Genomic DNA, 21,539 nt, shown 5'->3' on the forward strand with positions numbered 1-21,539 from the left:
GAATCCGACGGTGGGCCCTGCCGGGATCGAACCGACGACATCCACGGTGTAAACGTGGCGCTCTACCAGCTGAGCTAAAGGCCCTGGTGCCCTCAGTGTATCGGCAGACGGATGCGCACCGATGTCGTGGAAGAGGGATAGGCTGAGGGCGGCACGCGTTGTGAACAGCCGACAAGGCTGCCCGCGTCGCTTCCCGTTTCCTTGGCATGACCTGCCAGCATGACGAAAGGCTCCCCCGTGACTGTGCACGACCAGGATCCGTACTCCCAGGGCAACCTCGACAGCGATCCGGAAGAGACGGGCGAGTGGCAGCAGTCCCTCGACGAGCTCGTCGAGGCCAAGGGCCACGGCCGCGGGCGCGAGATCATGCTCAGCCTGCTGAAGCGCTCCAAGGAGCTGCACCTGAGCGTGCCGATGGTCCCGACCACCGACTACATCAACACGATCGCGGCCGAGAACGAGCCCGAGTTCCCCGGTGACGAGGAGATCGAGCGCCGCTATCGCGCGTGGATCCGCTGGAACGCCGCGGTCACCGTGCACCGTGCACAGCGCCCCGGCATCGGCGTCGGCGGTCACATCTCCACCTACGCGTCCTCGGCGGCGCTCTACGAGGTCGGCTTCAACCACTTCTTCCGCGGTGCGGACAACCCCGGCGGCGCCGACCAGATCTTCATCCAGGGCCACGCCTCCCCCGGCATCTACGCCCGCTCCTTCCTCGAGGGTCGCCTCACCGAGCAGCACCTCGACGGCTTCCGTCAGGAGCAGTCGCGTGCCCCCTTCGGCATCCCCTCGTACCCGCACCCGCGGCAGATGCAGGACTACTGGCAGTTCCCGACCGTGTCGATGGGCCTCGGCCCGATCAACGCGATCTACCAGGCCATGTCGAACAAGTACCTCGAGAACCGCGGCATCAAGGACACCTCGTCCTCGCAGGTGTGGGCGTTCCTCGGCGACGGCGAGATGGACGAGATCGAGAGCCGCGGCCAGCTGCAGGTCGCCGCCAACGAGGGCCTCGACAACCTCAACTTCGTCATCAACTGCAACCTGCAGCGCCTCGACGGCCCCGTGCGCGGTAACGGCAAGATCATCCAGGAGCTGGAGTCGTACTTCCGCGGCGCCGGCTGGAACGTCATCAAGGTCGTCTGGGGGCGCGAGTGGGACGACCTGCTCGCCCGCGACACCGAGGGCGCGCTCCTCAACATCATGAACCAGACGCCCGACGGCGACTACCAGACGTACAAGGCTGAGTCCGGCGCCTACGTCCGTGAGCACTTCTTCGGCAAGGACGAGCGTGCTGCGGCCCTCGTGTCCGACTACTCCGACGAGCAGATCTGGCACCTCAAGCGCGGCGGCCACGACTACCGCAAGGTGTACGCGGCGTTCAAGGCCGCGGCCGAGCACAAGGGCCAGCCCACGGTCATCCTGGCGAAGACGGTCAAGGGCTACGGCCTCGGCCCGCACTTCGAGGGCCGCAACGCGACCCACCAGATGAAGAAGATGACGCTGGACAACCTCAAGACGTTCCGCGACACGATGCACATCCCGATCACGGATGCGCAGCTCGAGGAGAACCCGTACCTGCCCCCGTACTACAACCCGGGACCGCAGGACGAGACGATCCAGTACATGCTCGAGCGCCGCAAGTCGCTCGGCGGCTTCCTCCCGGAGCGCCGCTCGACGCACGTCGGCCTCTCGCTTCCCGATGACTCCGCGTACGCGCTGCCCAAGAAGGGCTCCGGCACGCAGGAGATCGCCACGACCATGGCGTTCGTCCGTCTGCTGAAGGACCTGCTGCGCACGAAGGAGTTCGGCCACCGCATCGTGCCGATCATCCCCGACGAGGCGCGCACGTTCGGTATGGACGCGTACTTCCCCACGGCCAAGATCTACAACCCGAACGGCCAGCACTACACGTCGGTCGACCGTGAGCTGCTCCTCGCCTACAAGGAGAGCCCGCAGGGTCAGATCGTGCACGTCGGCATCAACGAGGCCGGAGCACTGGCCGCGTTCACCGCCGCCGGCACGTCGTACGCCACGCACGGCGAGCCGCTGATCCCGATCTACATCTTCTACTCGATGTTCGGCTTCCAGCGCACCGGCGACGCCCAGTGGGCGGCGGGCGACCAGATGGCGCGTGGGTTCATCATCGGCGCGACGGCCGGGCGCACCACCCTCACGGGTGAGGGCCTGCAGCACGCCGACGGCCACTCGCACCTGCTCGCGTCGACGAACCCGGCGACGGTGTCGTACGACCCGGCCTACGGCTACGAGATCGCGCACATCGTGCGCGGCGGTCTCGAGCGCATGTACGGCGGCAACCACCCCGACCCGAACGTCATGTACTACATGACGGTCTACAACGAGCCGCTCGTGCAGCCGAAGGAGCCGGAGGACGTGGATGTCGACGGCATCGTACGCGGCATCCACCGCGTCTCCGTCGGCGAAGGCGACGGACCCCGCGCGCAGCTGTTCGCGTCGGGCGTCGGTCTGCCCTGGGCTCTCGAGGCGCAGGAGCTGCTGAAGAAGGACTGGAACGTGATCGCCGATGTCTGGTCGGTCACGTCGTGGACCGAACTGCGTCGCGACGGCCTCGCCGCCGACGAGCACAACTTCCTGCACCCCGAAGAGGAGCCCCGCACGGCCTACCTCACGCAGAAGCTGCAGGGCGCCCAGGGTCCGGTCGTCGCGGTCAGCGACTTCATGCACGCCGTGCAGGACCAGATCCGCCCGTGGGTGCCGAACCGCTACGCCACACTCGGTGCCGACGACTTCGGCTTCTCCGACACGCGCGCCGCCGCTCGCCGCTACTTCAAGATCGACGGACCGTCGGTCGTGGTGCGCACGCTGCAGTCGCTCGCCGAGGAGGGCACGGTCGACCGCTCGCTCGCCGCGCAGGCGATCGAGAAGTACCGCCTGCACGACGTGAACGCCGGCACCAGCGGCAACGCAGGCGGCGAAAGCTGAGCCATCGGTGACAGGATCGTCTCCTCGCGGCATGGACAAGGCCGCGACACTCACGTGGTTGCGGCGGATCTCCGGCGACATCGCCTCGGTGACGATCAAGCGCCTGGAGGACACCCTCCCCTGGTACGCCGACATGCCACCGGCCCGCCGCTCTGCGGTCGGGCTGGTGGCGCAGGCCGGCATCACGTCGTTCATCCAGTGGTACGACGATCCGACGTCGACCCCGTGGATCGCCGCAGACATCTTCGCCGCCGCTCCGCGTGAACTGCTCCGCAGCGTGAGCCTGCAGCAGACGCTGCAGCTCATCCGCGTCACGGTCGAGGTCACCGAGGAGCGCGTCGCCGGCAAGGGCGAGGATCTCCGCGAGGCGATCCTGCTGTACTCCCGCGACGTCGCCTTCGCGGCAGCGGATGTGTACGCGCGCGCCGCCGAGGCCCGCGGCCTGTGGGATGCGCGCCTCGAAGCCCTCGTCGTCGACTCGATCCTGACCGGCGAAGCCGACGAGGAGCTCCCGAGCCGCATCGCCGCCCTGGGCTGGCACGGTCACGGCGAGGTCGCGGTGCTCGTCGGTACGACTCCCCCGCAGTTCGACGTCGATCTCGTGCGGCGCACGGCGCGCAAGCTCGCCGTGGACGTGCTCATCGGCGTGCAGGGGTCCCGTCTCGTCCTGGTCATCGGACGCGCGCGGGTGCCCGGTCAGGAGACAGAGGAGGAGGAGCTGGGCTTCGAGGAGATCGCCTCGCGCCTCGAGCCCTCCTTCGGCCCCGGCTACGTCGTGCTCGGACCGGCCGTCGCCGCTCTCGTCGACGCCAGCCAGAGCGCCAGGGCCGCACTCGCCGGTTTCGCCGTCGCCCGCGCCTGGCGCGGCGCACCCCGCCCCGTCGAGGCGGACGACCTGCTGCCCGAGCGGGCGCTCGCGGGCGATCCGCTGGCCAAGCAGACCCTCATCGAGCGGATCTACCGTCCGCTGCAGGCTCACTCCACCGATCTCGTGACGACGCTGTGGAGCTACCTCGACAACGGCCGCTCCCTCGAGGCGACGGCCCGTGAGCTCTTCGTGCACCCGAACACCGTGCGCTACCGGCTGAAGCGGGTGAGCGAGGTGATCGGGTGGGATGCCACGGGACCTCGCGAGGCGCTGATCCTGCAGACCGCTCTGATCCTGGGCTCGATCGGCGCGGCAGACCAGGTCCGTCGCCGCGCTCCGCTGCGTCGTCCGTCGCGCTGATCTGACTGTCCTCCCGCCGACCGATGTACGCCACTCACAACGGTTCGGCGGAAACTTGTGATGGATCATCCACCGCTCGCGGCGGATCGTTGGCAGACTTGGGGATGTGATTGTCGTCGTATGCCCAGGACAGGGCTCGCAGACCCCCGGTTTCCTCTCTCCCTGGCTCGAGCTGGACGGCGTGGCTGAGACCGTCGCCGCGTACTCCGACGCCGCAGAGGTCGACCTCCGCCTCCACGGCACCGAGTCGGATGCCGACACGATCCGCGACACGCGCATCGCGCAGCCGCTGATCGTCGCGGCATCGCTGGTCGCCGCGGCGGCATTGGAATCGCGCGCGGGTCGCCGCGCCGACGGCGTCGCCGGCCACTCGGTCGGCGAGATCGCCGCTCTCGTCGACAGCGGCGTGATCGACGCCGAGACGGGCATGCGTCTGGTCGGCATCCGGGGTCGCGCGATGGCGGACGCCGCGGCGCAGACCCCCACCGGGATGAGCGCCGTCCTCGGCGGCGACGAGGACGCCGTGCTCTCCCGCCTCGGCGAACTCGGCCTCTCCCCCGCGAACTACAACGGCGGCGGTCAGCTCGTCGTCGCCGGCGGACTCGACGCTCTGGCGTCGCTCGCCGCGGAGCCTGTCAAGGGCACGCGCGTCATCCCGCTGCAGGTAGCCGGAGCGTTCCACACGGCGTTCATGGTGCCGGCCGTCGAGGCGCTGCGCGACGCCGTGTCCGCCGTGACCCCGGCCGACCCGTCGATCCCGCTGTGGACGAACCGCGACGGTACCGTGGTCGCCGACGGCGAGCAGGCGCTCGACTACCTCGTCGACCAGGTCTCGTCGCCCGTGCGCTGGGATCTGTGCATGGCGTCCTTCGCCGAGCAGGGCATCACCGGACTCATCGAGCTCGCCCCGGCCGGTGCTCTCACCGGGCTCGCCAAGCGCGGACTCCGCGGCGTTCCGACCGTCGCCGTCAAGACCCCCGAAGACCTCGATGCGGCCGTCGCGCTGCTGAACGGAGAAGCCGCATGACCGCCACGCTGACCCAGCTCACCGGTCCCGCGTACACCCGCATCTACTCGTACGGCGCTGCCCGCGGCGAGAACGCCGTGCCCAACGACGACCTCATCGGTCCTATCGACTCGAGCGACGAGTGGATCCGTCAGCGCACCGGCATCGTGACCAGGACGCGCGCGGGCAAGGGCACCGACGCGATCGACCTCGCGACCACAGCGGCCGCGGAGGCGATCGAGAAGTCCGGCGTCCCCGCCGACCAGGTCGACCTCGTGATCGTCGCGACCATCAGCAACCCGAAGCAGACGCCCTCCGTCTCGGCCATCGTCGCCGACCGCGTGGGAGCGAATCCCGCGGCGGCATACGACGTCAATGCCGCGTGCGCGGGCTACGCCTACGCGGTCACCCAGGCGGACGCCCTCATCAAGGCCGGAGCGGCGCGCTACGCCGTCGTGATCGGCACCGAGAAGCTCTCCGACATTGTCGACCCGACCGACCGCAGCATCTCCTTCCTGCTCGGCGACGGCGCCGGGGCCGCCCTCATCGGCCCGAGCGACACGCCGGGCATCGCGCCGGCCGTCTGGGGTTCCGACGGCTCGAAGGCCGAGGCCGTCGGCATGAACGGCACTCTCACCGATTTCCGCGACGGCGAGGTGCCGTGGCCGACCCTCCGCCAGGAGGGGCAGACCGTCTTCCGGTGGGCTGTGTGGGAGATGGCGAAGGTCGCCCGCGAGGCTCTCGACAAGGCGGGCGTCGACCCCGACGACATCGCCGCGTTCATCCCCCACCAGGCGAACATGCGCATCATCGACGAGTTCGCGAAGCAGCTGAAGCTGCCCGAGACGACGGTGATCGCCCGCGACATCGAGACGACGGGCAACACGTCAGCGGCATCCATCCCCCTGGCGAGCCACCGGCTCATGGCCGAGCACCCCGAGCTGTCGGGCGGACTCGCGCTCCAGATCGGCTTCGGCGCCGGTCTCGTCTTCGCCGCCCAGGTCGTCGTCCTTCCCTGAGAACACGCCGACCTTCCCTAGACTGGTCCACGGTTCCGAAATCAACCCCGTAAGAAAAGGAAGACCACCATGGCTTTCACCAACGATGAGGTCCTCGCGGGCCTCGCAGAGCTCATCACCGACGAGACCGGCATCAACGCCTCGGAGGTCGCTCTCGAGAAGTCGTTCACGGACGACCTCGACATCGACTCGATCTCGATGATGACGATCGTCGTCAACGCCGAGGAGAAGTTCGGCGTCACCATCCCCGACGACGAGGTCAAGAACCTGAAGACCGTCGGCGACGCCGTCGACTTCATCGTCGCAGGCCAGGAGTAATCCGCTCAGGATGCCACCCCCGCCCTCGCGGGGCGTGGCATCCTGTGCCTTGCCCACCCTTTGTTCGATCCGCCTGACAAGGAACCACACATGACCAAGCGCATCGTCGTCACCGGCATCGGTGCCACGTCCGCCATCGGCGGCACCGCCCCCGAGAACTGGACCAATCTGCTGGCCGGAGTCTCGGGCGCCCGCACGCTCGAGCACGACTGGGTCGAGCAGTACGACCTCCCCGTGACCTTCGCCGCCGAAGCCTCCGTCCGCCCTGAGGAGGTGCTGCCCCGTCACGAGGCCAAGCGCCTCGACCCCTCGTCGCAGTTCGCCCTCATCGCGGCGCGCGAGGCCTGGGCCGACGCCGGATCCCCCGAGGTCGCCCCCGAGCGACTCGGCGTCGACTTCGCCACCGGCATCGGCGGGCTCTGGACGCTCCTCGACGCCTGGGACACGCTGCGTGAGAAGGGTCCCCGTCGCGTGATGCCGCTGACGGTGCCGATGCTCATGCCGAACGCCGCGGCCGGAAATCTCTCGCTGCAGTTCGAGGCACGTGCCTATGCGCAGACCGTCGTGAGCGCGTGCGCGTCCAGCACCGAGTCGCTCATCCACGCCTACGACCACCTTCAGGAGGGGCTCGCCGACGTCGTGATCGCCGGTGGCACCGAGTCGGCGATCCACCCGATCACCATGGCCGCCTTCGCCTCGGCGCAGGCGCTCTCCCGCCGCAACGACGACCCGTCGACGGCCTCGCGTCCCGGCGCTGTCGACCGCGACGGCTTCGTCATGGGCGAGGGCGCTGCGGCGCTCATCCTCGAGACCGAGGAGCACGCGAAGGCTCGTGGCGCGAAGATCTACGGGTACGTCCTCGGCGGCTCGGTCACCGCCGACGCGTACCACATCACCGGCAACGACCCCGAGGGCAACGGGGCGGCCCGCGCCGTCACGCAGGCCCTCGAGGGCGCCGGCGTCAGCGCCGACCAGGTCACCCACATCAACGCCCACGCGACGTCGACCCCGGTCGGAGACCCGAACGAGTACGTCGCACTGAGGAAGGTCTTCGGCGACCGGATCGATGAGATCCCCGTCTCCGCGACCAAGGCCTCGACGGGCCACCTGCTGGGCGGTACCGGCGCGCTGGAGGCGATCTTCTCGATCCTCGCGCTGCGTGATCGCGTCGCACCGCCGACGATCAACATGACGGAGCCCGATCCCGCCGTGCCCTTCAAGCTCTCGGGAGAGGCGCAGCCCCTCGGCGACGGTCCGCAGATCGCGATCAGCAACTCCTTCGGGTTCGGCGGCCACAACGCCGTCGCCGTGTTCGCCGGCACCGACTGACCTCGGACCACGCGAAAGCGCCGTGCTGCTCTGCAGCACGGCGCTTTTTCCGTGTGGTCTTCTCTAGAGCGCGGCGAGCTGCCGCGAGCGGGCTTCGCGCAGCCGGGTGCACCACGGTAGGAACAGGCCGACGAGCGGTCCGACGCCGAAGGCGAAGAGCACGGTGCCGACACCCACGGGCCCGCCCAGGAGGAATCCGACGAGGAGCACGCTGCCCTCGATGAGGGTGCGCACGATCCACACGCGCCAGCCGGTGCGGCGCACGAGTCCGGTCATGAGACCGTCGCGGGGGCCCGGACCGAAGTCGGCGGCGATGTACAGCCCGGTTGCGAACGCGAGGAGCACCAGGCCGGCCACGAACATAGGGGCGCCGATCCAGACCGACGGGGGCGCCGGGACGAGTGCAAGCGTGAGGTCGGCGCTCGGACCGATCAGGAGCGCGTTGAGCAGGGTGCCGAGTCCGACGCGCTGACGCAGCGGGATCCACAGGATGAGGACGAGGATCGAGACCAGCACGGTGACCAGGCCATACCCGAGCCCGGTGCTGCCGGACACTCCGAGCGCCAAGACGTCCCACGGCGCCACACCGATGCCGCCCCGCACCATGAGTCCGAGCGCGACGCCGTAGAGGAACAGGCCGACGAGCAGCTGACCGAGACGCTCGGCGAGGTCGCGCCGGCTCGTCGCGGCGATCGGGAGGAACAGCGAACGGAGGTGCATGAGACCATCGTGGACCCGTCACCTCACCGCAGAACGAGTCCACTCAGCGCAAAGTGGCCTGGCGATAGCGGTCCACTTCGCGGCATGCTGGAAGCATGACATCTCGACTCGTCAGCCTCCTCGGTGCCGACCAGGTCGCCGGGAGCACCGCGCGGGAGCTCGCCGACCGTATCAGGGCCCTCGTCCTGGACGGCCGACTGACCGTCGGAGAGAAGCTGCCGAGCGAACGGGCGCTGGCCCTCGAGATCCGTCGGTCGCGATCGACCACCACCCGCGTCTACGGCCTGCTGGAGGACGAGGGCTACGTGTCGCGGGTGCACGGCGGCGGCACCCGGATATCGCTGCCGCGCGACACCTGGACCCCGCGCGATGCCGACGACCACGATGCGATCGACCTGTCCATCGCATCCATGGACTCCACGCCCGGGCTCTACGACGCCACGGTGCGCTCGCTGCCCCGCCTGGCCGCGCTACGCGGCACCAGCGGGTACTCCCTCCGCGGACTGCCCGAGCTGCGGGATGCCGTGGCCCAGCGCTTCAGCCAGCGCGGCCTCCCGACCGACGCCGACCAGATCATCATCACCTCGGGCGCCCTCAACGGGCTGAACCTCGTGCTGGCCGCGATCGGGCGCCGCGGGGAACGGGCGCTCGTCGAGCAGCCGACGTTCCCCCATGCGCTCGAGGCACTGCACCGGCACGGCTATCGGATGCTGCCGACCCCCGTCGACGTCGAGGGCTGGGACGAGCGCCACGTCACCGAGACCATCCTGAGCGGACGACCGCACGTCGCCTACCTGATCCCGGACTTCCACAACCCGACCGGCGCGACCCTTCCCGACTCCGCCCGCGAACGCATCGCCGCGACCGCTCGCAGCGCGGGCACCGTGCTGATCGTCGACGAGACGACAGCCGAGCTCGACATCGACCGCGGATGGGCCCCGCTGCCGTTCGCCGCCTCGAGCCCGGAGGTGGTGACCCTCGGCTCGATGTCGAAGATCGCCTGGGGCGGTCTGCGGCTCGGCTGGATCCGCGCCGACAGGTCGCTGATCTCGCGGCTGCTCGCGACGCGCCCGTCGTTCGAGCTCGGCACGGCGCTGCTCGAGCAGTGCATCGCCGTCGAGCTCCTCCAGGACCTGCCGGCGTTGACCGCACACGTCCGCACGCGGCTGAGCGACGGTCGAGCAGCCGTCGCCGCGGGCCTCGACGAGATCGACGGTGTGACGATGCCGTCTGCTCCCGGCGGCCTGTCGGTATGGCTCGACCTCGGCGCGCCGGTGTCGACCGAGTTCTCGCTCGCCGCCCGGGAACGCGGACTCATCCTCCCGCCCGGGCCCCGCTTCGCGACCGGTGGAGTCCTGGAGCGGCACGTGCGCGTGCCGATCACCCTGCCGCCCGACCGCACGACCCTCGCGATGCAGCGTTTCCGCTCGGCGTGGGAGGCCGTGACCGCCGGTCGTGCACCGCGGCTGACCGAGATGTCGCACGCCGCCGTCATCTGACGCAGACGAGGACCCCGTCCCTGGTGGGGCGGGGTCCTCGTCATCCGGAGGGGGATACGCCTTCTCAGCGTCCGGGAGAGATCACCGGCATCCGATACTCGCGCCTCCCCGCTCCACGTCCGTGCGCCTAGCCGACCTTGTGCAGCCAGACGACGCGCGCGTCGTCGCTGGCGTGACGGAAGGGTTCGAGCTCCTCGTCCCAGGCAGACCCGAGCGCGATGTCGAGCTCGCGCTGCAGTTCCGAGGCGCTCCCCGCGGCGATCTCCATCGCGTAGCGGATGCGGTCCTCCCCGATGACGATGTTGCCCGCCGCATCCGTCTGGGCGTAGTGGATGCCGAGGTCGGGGGTGTGCAGCCACCGTCCGCCGTCGCTGCGGGGCGTCGGATCCTCCGTGACCTCGAAGCGCAGGTGCTCCCAGCCGCGGATCGCGGTCGCGAGGGCAGCTCCGGTACCGACCGGTCCGTCCCAGTAGAACTCGGCACGGCGAGCGCCGTCGAGCACAGGCTGGTCCGACCAGTCGAAGTTCACTGCACGACCGATAGCGCGTCCCACCGCCCATTCGAGGTGCGGGCAGAGCGCGCGAGGTGCGGAGTGGATGAACACCACTCCGCGTGCGTACGTCGTCGCCATGATCTCTCCGTTTCATCAGGTGCGTCTTCCCCAACGACCTGACCACCGAGAGAGCGGCGGTTCTATGCGGTTATGCGCCCATTCTCGCCCAGAGACGAGGAAATCACAAGCGTGTCATTCGCACGACGAAGGCCCCGGTCACACGACCGGGGCCTTCCGACCCGTTCGGGCCCGTTCAGACGAGGATCACGCCTCGCTCATGGCCTGCTTGACCTGCTGGCCCTTGGCCGCGTAGTAGGCGGCGCGAGCGGCGTCGCGGCGAGCCTGTTCGGCGTAGCCGGCCTCGAGCACATCCTGCGGCACCTCGACGTTCGGGACGTCCTGCGTGCCGTGGTACTTCTCGATGTACGCGTCGAGCTCGGGGCCCGAGGTCCACGACGTGATGAGGCAGTAGCGCGGCTCGGTGCCGACGTGCGTGGCCGCGTGCCACAGACGCTGCGTGTCGACGATCAGCTGAGCGCCGGCCGGCAGAGCGATGCGGTACTCGATGCTCGGGTCGGTGCGGTTCTCGCGCAGGACGAAGAAGCTGTCCTTGTCGTCGGTGAGGTTGAAGAACCCTCGCACGACCCAGCCGGTGCCGTCGGGGTTCAGACGGTTGTTGTCGTCCTGGTGAAGGTTGTAGAGGCACTCGCCGTACGGCGTGGGCTGCAGTTCGATGACGCGGCAGCGGCCGACGTTGGCACCGGGCTCCTGAGCGCGACGGGTCAGGTTCGGAGCCTTGGCGGTCTGCGAGTCGATCCAGACGCCGTCCTTGTCGGTGCGCGGCGGCTTGTGGTTCCAGAAGCCGTTGCACTCGATCTCACCCTTGGCGCTCGCGAGCGGTGCGAAGCGGGTGTCGCCGGACGACTTCCAGTCGTTGTACTCGATGTCGAGCCACTCCTTGGGGTCGAGCTCCTGGTTGTAGCTGTCGAGAACGACGAAACCCTTGTCTTCGAGCGCCTTCGACTTGATGTATCCCATGATCTGAGTCATGTCCTTTCATCGGGGGCCAGCACGTTTTAACAGGCCCTGATAAGGCAAGCCTAACAGCGGGTCGCGGAGCGCCAGCCGAGGGCCGCCGTGAATAAGCGAATAGACTGAATCGGGCGCCTGGCGACTCCACGGCGACCGGCGTCATGGGAGGGCGAGACATCAGCATGAGCACTGCGACCAACGTCGAGGCGACAGCTGTCAACACGATCGAATGGCTCGCAGCGGACTCCACCACCATCGTCGTGCCGGTGTACCAGAGGCAGTACCGGTGGGACATCGGCGGCTGCGAGCAGCTCCTCGCCGACGTCCGCGCGGTCGCCGCCGAGGACGACTCGCACCGGCACTTCATCGGCTCGATCCTCTCGGCCGCGGACGACTCGGATGCCGACACCGACCTCGTTCTGATCGACGGACAGCAGCGCATCACCACGCTGATGCTGCTCGTCGCCGCCCTGCAGCACGCGGTGCGCGACACGGACCCCTCGCTCGCGGCCGAGCTCGCCCGTGTGCTCGTGCGGCCCGACGATGCCGACCGTACGAAGCTGCGTCCGCACGACGCGTGGGCCGACCTGTACGAGTCGGTCGTGCTGGAGCGCGGCGACAGCACGGAGCGCGAGTCGAGGTTCGACGACAACTACGCGTTCTTCCGCAGCCAGGTCCACGCCGACGAGGCGGCGGCGATCTGGCGCGGTCTGCGACGGCTCGAGCATGTGTCGATCACACTGGGCTCGGGCGCGAACGCGCAGCAGATCTTCGAGAGCCTGAACTCGACGGGTGAGCCGCTCCGCGACCACGAACTCATCCACAACTACATCCTCATGGGGCTCACCCACTCGGAGCAGCTCGACGTCGAGGAGCGCTTCTGGCTCCCTATCGAGCGGCACACGGGCGAGACGATCGGCGCCTTCTGGCGGCACTACCTGGTCATGACGACCGGGCGCGAGGTCGCGGCGAACGGGGAGCACGGGGTCTACAGCGCGTTCCGGCAGTTCTTCCCGCGCGTCGACGTGGAGCACCTGCAGGCGGATGCCGAGGTCTGGCGCCACTACGCCGAGATCTACGGCATCCTGCTCGATCCCTCGCTCGAGAGCGACCCCGAGATCGCGCGGCAGCTGGGCTTCGTCAACACGTTCGGGCGCGCGGCGTACCCGCTCGTACTGAGTGCATACAGCGACCACGCGCGAGGTCTGATCCCCCGCGACGAGCTCATCCTCACCCTGGAGCGGATCCAGGCGATGTACTTGCGGCGGACCCTCGTGAACCTGCCGAACGAGCGTCTGGTCGCCCGACTCTGCCGTGCCCGCCTCTCGGGCCCGGACGCGCTGGAGCGTGCTTTCGCGCGCATCACGCCATCGGACGAGCGGGTGAGCGCGGTCCTGAAGTACAGCGAGCTCCCCCACCCCGCGTACGTGCTCGGGCGACTCGAAGGCGTGGACGACACTGCCGACTTCGACGTCGAGCACATCGTCCCGACCGTCCCGAGCGACGGCTGGTCGGGCGACGGCCACCGCGAGTGGATCGACTACTCCGACGACGAGCGGAACGCGCACCGGGCACTCGCCCCGACGCTCGGCAACCTCACGCTGCTCGAGCAGGCGCTGTCCGAGCGGTTCTTCGGCGAGTCCTACCCCGTGAAGCGCGCCTCGGCGTACGCGAGGAGCGCTGTGCCCGAGACGGCCGCGCTGCAGGACACCGAGACCTGGGGGACTGCGGCCATCTCGCAGCGCACGGTCCGGCTGACGTCCGATCTGCTCCGTATCTGGGCGCGTCCTGCTCTGCCTGAGATCGACGACGACGGCCTGACCCCGATCCTCGACGCTGTGCGGCGACGCGGCTGGCCCGCCGGGTGGGAGCGAGAGTTCGAGTACGTCGAGTACCGGGGTGAGCGCTGGGAGGTCTACGACGTCAAGCACCTCTTCAACCGGGTCTTCCGTCGGGCCTGGACCGACACGCGCGATGCCGCGGTCGCGTACTGCGCGGCTCACGGCGGACCGATCTACGATCAGACCGCATGGAAGGGTCAGTGGGACCGGCTCGACGACACCCACCACCTCTACATGGGCTGGGACTCGAATTACATGATGAGCGCCGTCCAGGGCGTGCTCCAGGAGGCGGGCATCGCCTCGGAGGTCTTCGTGAAGTACTCCTACATCGGGAACGTGATGTGACATGACCGGCACCACCACCATCCACCGCCTGCTCGACCTCGCGATCGAGGAGCACACCCTGACCGTCCCGCTCGTGTGGGACGATCCGGCCGACACCCGCACGATCGACATCTTCGCGCGCGTGGTGACCAGGGACGGCGGGGACTCTCTCCCCTACCTCGTGTACCTGCAGGGCGGACCGGGGCACGAGGCTCCGCGCCCGTTCCACTCGTCGACCGCGCCCGCCTGGCTCGACGAGGCGCTCGCCCACTACCGCGTCATGATGCTGGATCAGCGCGGAACAGGACTGTCGACGCCCGTCGGCGACGACGATCTGAGCCGCGGCGCCTCCGCCGTCGCGGAGCACCTCACCCACCTCCGCGCCGATTCGATCGTCCGCGACTGCGAGGCGATGCGCGAGCACCTGGGCGCCATCACCTGGAGTGTGCTCGGACAGTCGTTCGGCGGATTCACGACGCTCGCCTACCTCTCGACCGCTGCGAGCTCGCTCGCCGACGTGTTCATCACCGGCGGGCTCAGCGCGGTCGGACGCCACCCCGACGACGTCTACGCGCTCTGCTACGACAAGATGCGCGACGCCTCGGAGCGCTACTACCGGCGGTTCCCCGAGCACCGCGACCGCATGCGTCGCCTGGTCGATCATGCCGACGCCGGGGACATCGTCCTTCCCGACGGCGAGGTCGTGTCGCGCTCGCGGCTGCGGTCGGTCGGGTCGGCACTCGGCATGAACGAGGGGTGGCAGACGCTCTGGTCGCTGCTCGAACGCGATCACCGGTCGAACGCCTTCCGCTACGACCTCATGAACACGATGCCGTACGGCGGCCGAAACCCGCTCTACTTCGTCTTCCATGAGTCGAGCTACGCCGACGGACACGCGACGCGGTGGTCGGCGGAGCGCACCGAGCCGGACGACTTCCGCGACGACGTCACCCTCTTCACCGGCGAGCACATCCGCCGTGACTGGACGGAGACCGTCCCGGCGTTCCAGCCGTGGCGCGAGGTGGCGCTCGAGCTCGCCGAGTTCGAGTGGCCGCGCCTGTACGACCGTGTGGCGATCGAGACGTCCGGAGCCACGGGTGCCGCCGCCGTCTACGCGAACGACGTGTACGTGCCGCTGGAGTTCTCACTGGAGACGGGGCGGCTGCTCCCGGGCGTCGAGCTCTGGGTGACGAGCGAGCACGAGCACAACGGCCTGCGCTCGGGTCCGGTGCTCACGCACTTGATCGATCTCGCCCACGGCCGGCGCATCCGCTGAGGATCATCCCGTGGGCGGATGCTGCTGACGGCGGGGTCGCCTAGCCTGGTTCCATGGCCGAGACGGTAGGGATGCTTCTGACGATCGCGATCGTGCTGCTGGTCGTGATCGCGATCGTCGTCGTGATCGTGGCCGTCTACTCGCGGATGCCTCTCGAGCGCAAGTACGAGGGCCCGGGCGGAGGGCTCGGCGGTTCTTTCGACGCCGTCTGGATGCCGTCCGCGCACGACGCCGGCGTCGAGCGGGATCGTCAGACGAAGCGCACGGCACCGGCTCCCGTGGCGGGCGATCCGCCCGACGGCATCCGCGGCGACCGCATCACGCTCGATCTCTGACGGAGACCGCCGGTTCGGCGCTCGCCCCGAACACGACGAAGGCCCCGGTTCCGAGGAACCGGGGCCTTCGTCGTGGCGATGTCGTTACTTGGACGAGCCGCCGAAGCCCTTGAAGCGCTGGTTGAACTTCTCGACGCGACCGGCCGAGTCCATGATGCGCTGCTTGCCCGTGTAGAACGGGTGCGAGGCCGAGGAGATCTCGACGTCGATCACCGGGTACTCCAGGCCGTCCAGCTCGACGGTCTTGTCGCTGGTCACGGTCGAACGGGTGAGGAAGGTCTCGCCCGATCCGAGGTCGCGGAAAACGACGGCCTTGTACTCGGGGTGAATGTCAGTCTTCATGGGATTCCTTAGCTACTGCCCTGGATTGTGCCAGGGACGAGGGAAGTCTGCGGTGCCGAACGCACCAAGGATCGATTCTAACAGGAGTTGAGCGCAGTGAGTAACCCGGCGATCAGGATGCCGCGCGGGCCGCGTAGCGCCCGTCTTCACTGCTCAGCGTGATCGGCATGCCGAAGGTCTCGCCGAGCGCTTCAGCGGTGAGCGTCTCGGCGATCGGCCCCGCTGCCACGACCGAGCCGTCGCGGATCAACAGCACGTGCGTGAACCCGACGGGGATCTCCTCGACGTGGTGGGTGACCATGAGCATCGCCGGCGTGGTGGGCGACGAGGCGTACCCGCTGAGCAGCGCGAGCAACTCCTCGCGGGAGCCGAGGTCGAGCGAGGCGGTGGGCTCGTCGAGCAGCAGCAGCTCGGGGTCGGTCATGACGGCGCGCGCGATCTGGACGCGCTTCTGCTCTCCGTCGCTGAGGGTTCCGAACGTGCGGTCGGCGAGGTGATCGAGCCGCCAGTCTCCGAGCACGCGCAGGGCACGGCGCTCGTCGATGTCCTCATAGCTCTCGTTCCAGCGGCCGAGCACCGAGTACGCGGCCGTGAGGACGGTGTTCAGCACGGTCTCGTCGCGCGGGACCCGCTTCGCCATCGCCGACGACGCGAAGCCGATGCGCGGTCGCACCTCGAACACGTCTGTGCGACCGAGGGTCTCCCCCAGCACGGTGACGGTCCCCGAGGTGGGGTGCATGAGCGTGTCGGCCAGCTGCAGCAGCGTGGTCTTGCCCGCGCCGTTGGGTCCGAGGATCACCCACCGCTGATCGTCGGCGACCTGCCAGGTCACGTGATCGATGATGTTGCGCCCCTCGCGGCGCACGACGACGTCGGTGAATTCCAGAGCGCTCGACATGCCCTCCAGCCTATCGGCTCAGGCGGTCAGCTCCGCGTAGAGCGCGCGCGTGGTGTCGGCGATCGCGGCCCAGCTGAAGTCGCTGCGCGCGCGCTCCCGCCCGGCGTCGCCGTACTCCCGTGCACGCACCGGATCCGTCGCCACCTCGGTGAGCACCGCGGCCAGGTCGGAGACGAAACGGTCGGGGTCGACGGGCGTGCCCGTGCCGTCCTGCACCTGGTCGATCGGGACGAGTCGTCCCGTCACCCCGTCGGCGACGACCTCGGGGATGCCGCCGGTCGCGGTGCCAACGACGGCCGCACCACAGGCCATCGCCTCGAGGTTGACGATGCCGAGGGGCTCGTACACGGAGGGGCAGACGAAGGTCGTCGCGGCGGTCAGGATGGCCGAGAGCTCCTCGCGCGGCAACATCCGCTCGATCCACACCACACCCTCGCGGGTCTGCTGGAGCACGCGCACACCCTCCTGCACCTCGGCCATGATCTCCGGGGTGTCCGGCGCGCCGGCGCACAGGATCAGCTGGACCTCGGGCGGGAGCATCGCGGCTGCGCGCAGCAGGTACGGCAGACCCTTCTGGCGGGTGATGCGTCCGACGAAGACCACAGAAGGACGGCTCGGATCCATCCCGATGGACTGCAGGAACGCGTCGTTCTGCACGGGGTGCCACTTGTCGACATCGATGCCGTTGTGGATGACCCGCACGCGGGTGGGGTCGACAGCCGGGTAGCTGCGCAGGATGTCGGCGCGCATCCCCGCGCTGACCGCGATGACGGCGGCGGCGTTCTCGTAGGCGAGCTTCTCGATGCCGCTCGACACCGCGTAGCCGCCCCCGAGCTGCTCCGCCTTCCAGGGGCGCAGCGGCTCGAGACTGTGCGCGGTGAGCACGTGCGGGATGCCGTGCAGCTGCGACGCGAGGTGCCCGGCGAAGTTCGCGTACCAGGTGTGGCTGTGCACGACGTCGGCGTCGGAGATGGCTGCGACGATCTCGAGGTCGGTGCCGAGGGTCTGCAGGGCCGGGTTCGCCGCCGACAGGCCGGACGGGGTCCGGTAGGCGAAGGTCCCCGGCTCGTCGCGCTCCCCGCCGAACGCGCGGACACGCACATCGACGTCGCGCCGCAGTGCCGTCACGAGCTCCGCGACGTGCACGCCCGCACCTCCGTAGATCTCCGGCGGGTATTCCTTCGTGATCATTTCGACGCGCATGCCTAGACGCTAGTGACTCACTTGTCCAGATGCTAGTTCCGCGAGGCGCGCGGCATCTATGGTGGGTGCATGTCAGCACCAAAGAAGGTCTTCGGGATCATCCTCGCCGGTGGCGAAGGCAAGCGACTCATGCCGCTCACGGCCGATCGCGCGAAACCCGCCGTCCCCTTCGGCGGACAGTACCGCCTGATCGACTTCGCGATCTCCAATCTCATCAACTCGGGTCTGCGGCAGATCGTGGTGCTCACGCAGTACAAGTCGCACAGCCTCGACCGGCACATCTCGCAGACCTGGCGCATGTCGGCTCTCCTCGACTCCTATGTCGCCTCGGTGCCGGCGCAGCAGCGTCTCGGCAAGCGCTGGTTCTCGGGGTCGGCCGACGCGATCCTCCAGAGCATGAACCTGCTGAACGACGAGAAGCCCGACATCGTCGTCGTGATCGGCGCCGACCACGTCTACCGGATGGACTTCCGTCAGATGCTCGACGCCCACATCGAATCGGGAGCGAAGGCGACCGTGGCCGGCATCCGCCAGCCGCTGGCGATGGCGTCGCAGTTCGGTGTGATCGACGCCGACACCGAGACCGGACGCATCAAGCAGTTCCTCGAGAAGCCGACCGACGCGACCGGTCTCGAGGACTCCCCGCACGAGGTGCTGGCGTCGATGGGCAACTACATCTTCGACGCGGACGCACTGATCGCCGCCGTCGAAGCGGACGGCGAGTCCCCCACGTCAGGGCATGACATGGGCGGCGACATCGTCCCCTACTTCGTCGACCGCGGCGAGGCCGGGTACTACGACATGAAGCAGAACGACGTGCCGGGCTCGTCGCCGCGCGATCGCTCGTACTGGCGCGACGTGGGTACGATCGACTCCTTCTTCGACGCGCACCGCGACCTCATCGCGACGCTGCCGATCTTCAACCTGTACAACATGGAGTGGCCGATCCACTCGCAGGCGGTCAACTCCCCGCCCGCGAAGTTCGTGCGCGACTCGGTGGGGCGCATCGGCAACGCGATCGATTCGATCGTCTCGCTCGGGTCGGTGCTGTCCGGCACACACCTGGAGCGCAGCGTCGTCGGGCCGTGGACCCTCGCCGGCGGCGGGTCGACGATCACGGACTCCGTGGTCTTCGACCATGTGCAGGTGGGCGCGGGCTCCCGGGTGCATCGCGCGATCCTCGACAAGAACGTCATCCTCGCGGACGGCGCGACGGTGGGCGTGGATCGTGAACGCGACCTCGCCCGCGGCTTCACCGTCACCGACTCGGGCATCACCGTGGTGGGGAAGGGCGTCTTCATCGATCGGTGACGCCGGGCGACGCCCGGTGCGGAGCGCGCTGCCGCGCTCGGTAGGCTCGTCGGGTGACCGCCGCGCGCTTCCTCGTCGTCCTCGATGCCGATTCCACCCTCATCCGCAACGAGGTGATCGAGTTGATCGCCGACGAGGCGGGGCGACGTGCCGAGGTGCAGGCCGCGACCGAGGCCGCGATGCGCGGTGAGGTCGACTTCGCAACCAGTCTGCGCTCTCGGGTCGCCGCGCTCGAGGGCGTTCCCCTCGCGCGGCTGGACAGGGTGCGTGCACGAGTCGAGCCGACGCCGGGTGTGCAGGAGCTGACCGCAGCCGTGCATGAGCGCGGCGGCGTCGTCGGCGTCGTGTCGGGCGGATTCCACGAGATCCTCGACCACGTCGCCCCTCAGCTCGGCGTCGACCGCTGGCGGGCGAACCGCCTCGCCGTGGCCGACGACGCCCTTGCGGGTGTCGTGGACGGCGAGATCGTGGATGCCGCGGCCAAGGCCTCGTCGCTGCAGGAATGGGCCGACGAGCTCGGGGTCCCCCGTCACGCCACCATCGCGATCGGCGACGGCGCGAACGACCTGCTGATGATGGGCGTCGCCGGGCTCGGTCTCGCCTTCAACGCGAAGCCCGCTGTGCGGGCCGCGGCGAGCCTCGTGATCGGGCCGCAGGACCTCGCCGAGGTCATCCCGCTGCTGCCGTAGCGGATGTCGGAGGCCCGGTCTATCGTCGGGCCATGGACATCATCCTCATCCCCGGGCTGTGGCTCGACGCCTCCAGCTGGAACGACGTGACCGCCGAGCTCGAACGCGCCGGCCACCGTGTGCACGCGCTCACCATGCCGGGGGTCGGAGCCCCGGCATCCGAATCCGCCGACATCGGCGTCTCCGACTGGGTCGCCGCGGGCGTCGCCGCCGTCGACGACGTCGCCGGACCCGTCGTGGTGGTCGGGCACAGCGGCGGAGGAAACGTCGCGTGGGGTGTCGCAGACGCTCGGCCGGATGCCGTGTCCCGCGTGATCTTCGTCGACACCGTCCCACCTCCGTCGGGCTTCGGCATCAGCGAGTTCGAGGTCGTCGACGGCGTCGTGCCCTTCCCCGGGTGGGACACCTTCGACGCCGATGACGTCGCGGACCTCGACGAGCACACTCGCGCACGCACGGCTCCCCTGACCAGGAGCGTCCCCGCGCGCGTGCCGACAGACGACATCCTGCTCGAGGGCGGTCGGCACCGGGTGCCCGTGACTCTGCTGATGGGCGGTCTCGATCAGACCTCGCTGGAGGCACAGCTGGAGAACTGGGGCCCCTACGCCGCGGAGTTCCGAGCGATCACCGACGCCGAGGTCGTGAGGATCGGCTCGGGCCACTGGCCGCAGTTCTCCGTGCCGAGCCGCCTCGCGGAACTCATCGACGCGGCGGTCACGCGTAACCGGTGACGCTCGTCCGTCGTCAGTGACCCATCCCGAGTCCGCCGTCGACCGGGATGACGGCGCCGGAGATGTATCCCGCGTCGTCGCCGGCGAGCCAGGTGACGACGCCGGCCACCTCGTCGGGCGTCGCGAAGCGCCCGGCCGGAATGCTCGCCTTGTACTGCTTCTGCGTGTCCTCGGGCAGCTCCGCGGTCATGTCGGTATCGATGAAACCGGGGGCCACGACATTCGCCGTGATCCCGCGCCCGCCGAGCTCGCGGGTGAGGGAACGCGCGAACCCGACCAGCGCACTCTTCGACGCCGAGTAGTTGACCTGTCCGGCCGAGCCGAGCAGTCCTACCACGCTGGAGATGAGGATGACGCGACCGAACCGCGCGCGCAGCATGCCCTTCGAGGCACGCTTGACCACGCGGAAGGTACCGCCGAGGTTGGTGGCGACGACGCTGTCGAAGTCGTCCTCGCTCATGCGCAGCAGGAGGGTGTCCTTCGTGATCCCGGCGTTCGCCACGACGATCTCGACCGGACCGAGCTGCTGCTCGACCTCGGTGAACGCGGCGTCGAGGGCCGCGGAATCCGTCACGTCCGCTCGCACCGTGAGCGTGCCCTCCGGGCCCTCGCCGCTGCGGGCGGTGACGGCGACGCGATAGCCGTCACGGACGAACCGCTCGGCGATGGCGCGGCCGATGCCGCGGTTTCCGCCGGTGACGAGGACGACGCGATCAGTACTCATTTCCCACTCCAGATCTGGCCGCGCAGGGTCGACGGCCGGGTCGCCAACGATCCTATCCGTCACCCCTCGCGGGGCGCGGCTGCGTGTTTGACAGAACACCGGTGTGACTGGAACGCTGAACGCGACGAAAGGCATGCCCGTGAGCGACGACACCCACCCCTCCGGCGTACAGCCGACTCCCCCGCCGCCTCCGGCGG

At 69.1% G+C, this 21,539-nt stretch carries 20 protein-coding genes and 1 tRNA gene; 13 read left to right on the forward strand and 8 right to left on the reverse strand.

Translation table 11 applies throughout. The annotated features are described in order from the left end of the window. Positions 1 to 11: 11 nt before the first annotated feature. Positions 12 to 84, reverse strand: a tRNA-Val gene (locus RAC69_RS02550). A 153-nt stretch (positions 85 to 237) separates the two neighbouring features. Between RAC69_RS02550 and aceE the strand changes: the two genes are divergently transcribed. The 6 genes from aceE (at position 238) to RAC69_RS02580 (ending at position 7,864) form a co-directional block, all read left to right on the forward strand. Continuing rightward, entirely contained in the window at positions 238 to 2,964 is a 2,727-nt protein-coding gene (aceE, locus tag RAC69_RS02555) for a pyruvate dehydrogenase (acetyl-transferring), homodimeric type (RefSeq protein WP_375084893.1), read from the forward strand. A 31-nt stretch (positions 2,965 to 2,995) separates the two neighbouring features. Next, on the forward strand, positions 2,996 to 4,192 hold the full coding sequence (locus RAC69_RS02560; protein ID WP_375084895.1) for a PucR family transcriptional regulator: 1,197 nt from the start codon (positions 2,996 to 2,998) through the stop codon (positions 4,190 to 4,192). 106 nt (positions 4,193 to 4,298) lie between these two features. Then, the gene (locus RAC69_RS02565) at positions 4,299 to 5,219 is read left to right on the forward strand and encodes an ACP S-malonyltransferase (protein ID WP_375084896.1); all 921 of its coding nucleotides are present in this window, start codon (positions 4,299 to 4,301) and stop codon (positions 5,217 to 5,219) included. Further along, positions 5,216 to 6,217 carry a beta-ketoacyl-ACP synthase III gene (locus RAC69_RS02570; protein WP_375084898.1) on the forward strand — a complete coding sequence of 334 codons (1,002 nt, stop codon included), beginning with the start codon at positions 5,216 to 5,218 and terminating at the stop codon, positions 6,215 to 6,217. Before RAC69_RS02565 ends, RAC69_RS02570 begins: the two co-directional genes overlap by 4 nt. A gap of 69 nt (positions 6,218 to 6,286) precedes the next feature. Beyond that, entirely contained in the window at positions 6,287 to 6,535 is a 249-nt protein-coding gene (locus RAC69_RS02575) for an acyl carrier protein (RefSeq protein ID WP_045258434.1), read from the forward strand. Positions 6,536 to 6,625: 90 nt separating this feature from the next. Continuing rightward, on the forward strand, positions 6,626 to 7,864 hold the full coding sequence (locus RAC69_RS02580) for a beta-ketoacyl-[acyl-carrier-protein] synthase family protein (RefSeq protein WP_341934270.1): 1,239 nt from the start codon (positions 6,626 to 6,628) through the stop codon (positions 7,862 to 7,864). A 63-nt stretch (positions 7,865 to 7,927) separates the two neighbouring features. On the opposite strand, the gene RAC69_RS02585 is transcribed toward RAC69_RS02580, so the two are convergent. Beyond that, positions 7,928 to 8,584, reverse strand: a complete 657-nt coding sequence (locus RAC69_RS02585; protein ID WP_375084899.1) for a YitT family protein — start codon at positions 8,582 to 8,584, stop codon at positions 7,928 to 7,930. A 95-nt stretch (positions 8,585 to 8,679) separates the two neighbouring features. On the opposite strand from RAC69_RS02585, the gene RAC69_RS02590 reads away from it, so the two are divergent. Then, positions 8,680 to 10,083: a PLP-dependent aminotransferase family protein gene (locus RAC69_RS02590; protein ID WP_375084900.1), complete on the forward strand. Its 1,404-nt coding sequence runs from the start codon at positions 8,680 to 8,682 to the stop codon at positions 10,081 to 10,083. Between the two features lie 127 nt (positions 10,084 to 10,210). On the opposite strand, the gene RAC69_RS02595 is transcribed toward RAC69_RS02590, so the two are convergent. Continuing rightward, positions 10,211 to 10,714, reverse strand: a complete 504-nt coding sequence (locus RAC69_RS02595) for a DUF3145 domain-containing protein (protein ID WP_251588046.1) — start codon at positions 10,712 to 10,714, stop codon at positions 10,211 to 10,213. A 186-nt stretch (positions 10,715 to 10,900) separates the two neighbouring features. Continuing rightward, complete coding sequence (locus RAC69_RS02600; protein ID WP_096715745.1) at positions 10,901 to 11,674, reverse strand: hypothetical protein; 774 nt, start codon at positions 11,672 to 11,674, stop codon at positions 10,901 to 10,903. 176 nt (positions 11,675 to 11,850) lie between these two features. Here RAC69_RS02600 and RAC69_RS02605 point away from each other — a divergent pair, with 176 nt between their 5' ends. Genes RAC69_RS02605 through RAC69_RS02615 form a run of 3 tightly spaced genes read left to right on the forward strand, consistent with a single transcriptional unit; the run spans position 11,851 to position 15,444 of the window. Continuing rightward, positions 11,851 to 13,854, forward strand: a complete 2,004-nt coding sequence (locus tag RAC69_RS02605; RefSeq protein ID WP_375084902.1) for a DUF262 domain-containing protein — start codon at positions 11,851 to 11,853, stop codon at positions 13,852 to 13,854. 1 nt (position 13,855) lies between these two features. Further along, entirely contained in the window at positions 13,856 to 15,109 is a 1,254-nt protein-coding gene (locus RAC69_RS02610; RefSeq protein WP_375084903.1) for an alpha/beta fold hydrolase, read from the forward strand. 53 nt (positions 15,110 to 15,162) lie between these two features. Next, on the forward strand, positions 15,163 to 15,444 hold the full coding sequence (locus RAC69_RS02615) for a hypothetical protein (protein ID WP_341934265.1): 282 nt from the start codon (positions 15,163 to 15,165) through the stop codon (positions 15,442 to 15,444). 84 nt (positions 15,445 to 15,528) lie between these two features. On the opposite strand, the gene RAC69_RS02620 is transcribed toward RAC69_RS02615, so the two are convergent. The 3 genes from RAC69_RS02620 to glgA all read right to left on the reverse strand — a co-directional run bounded on the left by RAC69_RS02620 (position 15,529) and on the right by glgA (position 17,887). After that, positions 15,529 to 15,786 carry a type B 50S ribosomal protein L31 gene (locus RAC69_RS02620; RefSeq protein ID WP_375084904.1) on the reverse strand — a complete coding sequence of 86 codons (258 nt, stop codon included), beginning with the start codon at positions 15,784 to 15,786 and terminating at the stop codon, positions 15,529 to 15,531. A 112-nt stretch (positions 15,787 to 15,898) separates the two neighbouring features. After that, positions 15,899 to 16,684 carry an ABC transporter ATP-binding protein gene (locus RAC69_RS02625; RefSeq protein WP_251588051.1) on the reverse strand — a complete coding sequence of 262 codons (786 nt, stop codon included), beginning with the start codon at positions 16,682 to 16,684 and terminating at the stop codon, positions 15,899 to 15,901. Positions 16,685 to 16,702: 18 nt separating this feature from the next. Continuing rightward, complete coding sequence (gene glgA, locus RAC69_RS02630; protein WP_375084905.1) at positions 16,703 to 17,887, reverse strand: glycogen synthase; 1,185 nt, start codon at positions 17,885 to 17,887, stop codon at positions 16,703 to 16,705. A 69-nt stretch (positions 17,888 to 17,956) separates the two neighbouring features. Here glgA and RAC69_RS02635 point away from each other — a divergent pair, with 69 nt between their 5' ends. The 3 genes from RAC69_RS02635 to RAC69_RS02645 are packed head-to-tail and all read left to right on the forward strand — an operon-like array spanning position 17,957 to position 20,618. Continuing rightward, positions 17,957 to 19,198 carry a glucose-1-phosphate adenylyltransferase gene (locus RAC69_RS02635; protein WP_375084906.1) on the forward strand — a complete coding sequence of 414 codons (1,242 nt, stop codon included), beginning with the start codon at positions 17,957 to 17,959 and terminating at the stop codon, positions 19,196 to 19,198. A gap of 53 nt (positions 19,199 to 19,251) precedes the next feature. Next, positions 19,252 to 19,887, forward strand: coding sequence for a phosphoserine phosphatase SerB (gene serB, locus RAC69_RS02640; RefSeq protein ID WP_375084907.1), 636 nt, complete (start codon positions 19,252 to 19,254; stop codon positions 19,885 to 19,887). Between the two features lie 32 nt (positions 19,888 to 19,919). Then, entirely contained in the window at positions 19,920 to 20,618 is a 699-nt protein-coding gene (locus RAC69_RS02645; protein WP_375084908.1) for an alpha/beta fold hydrolase, read from the forward strand. Between the two features lie 13 nt (positions 20,619 to 20,631). Here RAC69_RS02645 and RAC69_RS02650 read toward each other — a convergent pair whose 3' ends face one another. Further along, a complete protein-coding gene (locus RAC69_RS02650; RefSeq protein ID WP_375084910.1) occupies positions 20,632 to 21,342 on the reverse strand; it encodes a beta-ketoacyl-ACP reductase in 711 nt (236 codons plus the stop codon). Between the last annotated feature and the right edge of the window lie 197 nt (positions 21,343 to 21,539).

The sequence above is a fragment of the Microbacterium sp. LS_15 genome, assembly GCF_041954735.1.
In the GTDB taxonomy this organism is placed as follows: domain Bacteria; phylum Actinomycetota; class Actinomycetes; order Actinomycetales; family Microbacteriaceae; genus Microbacterium.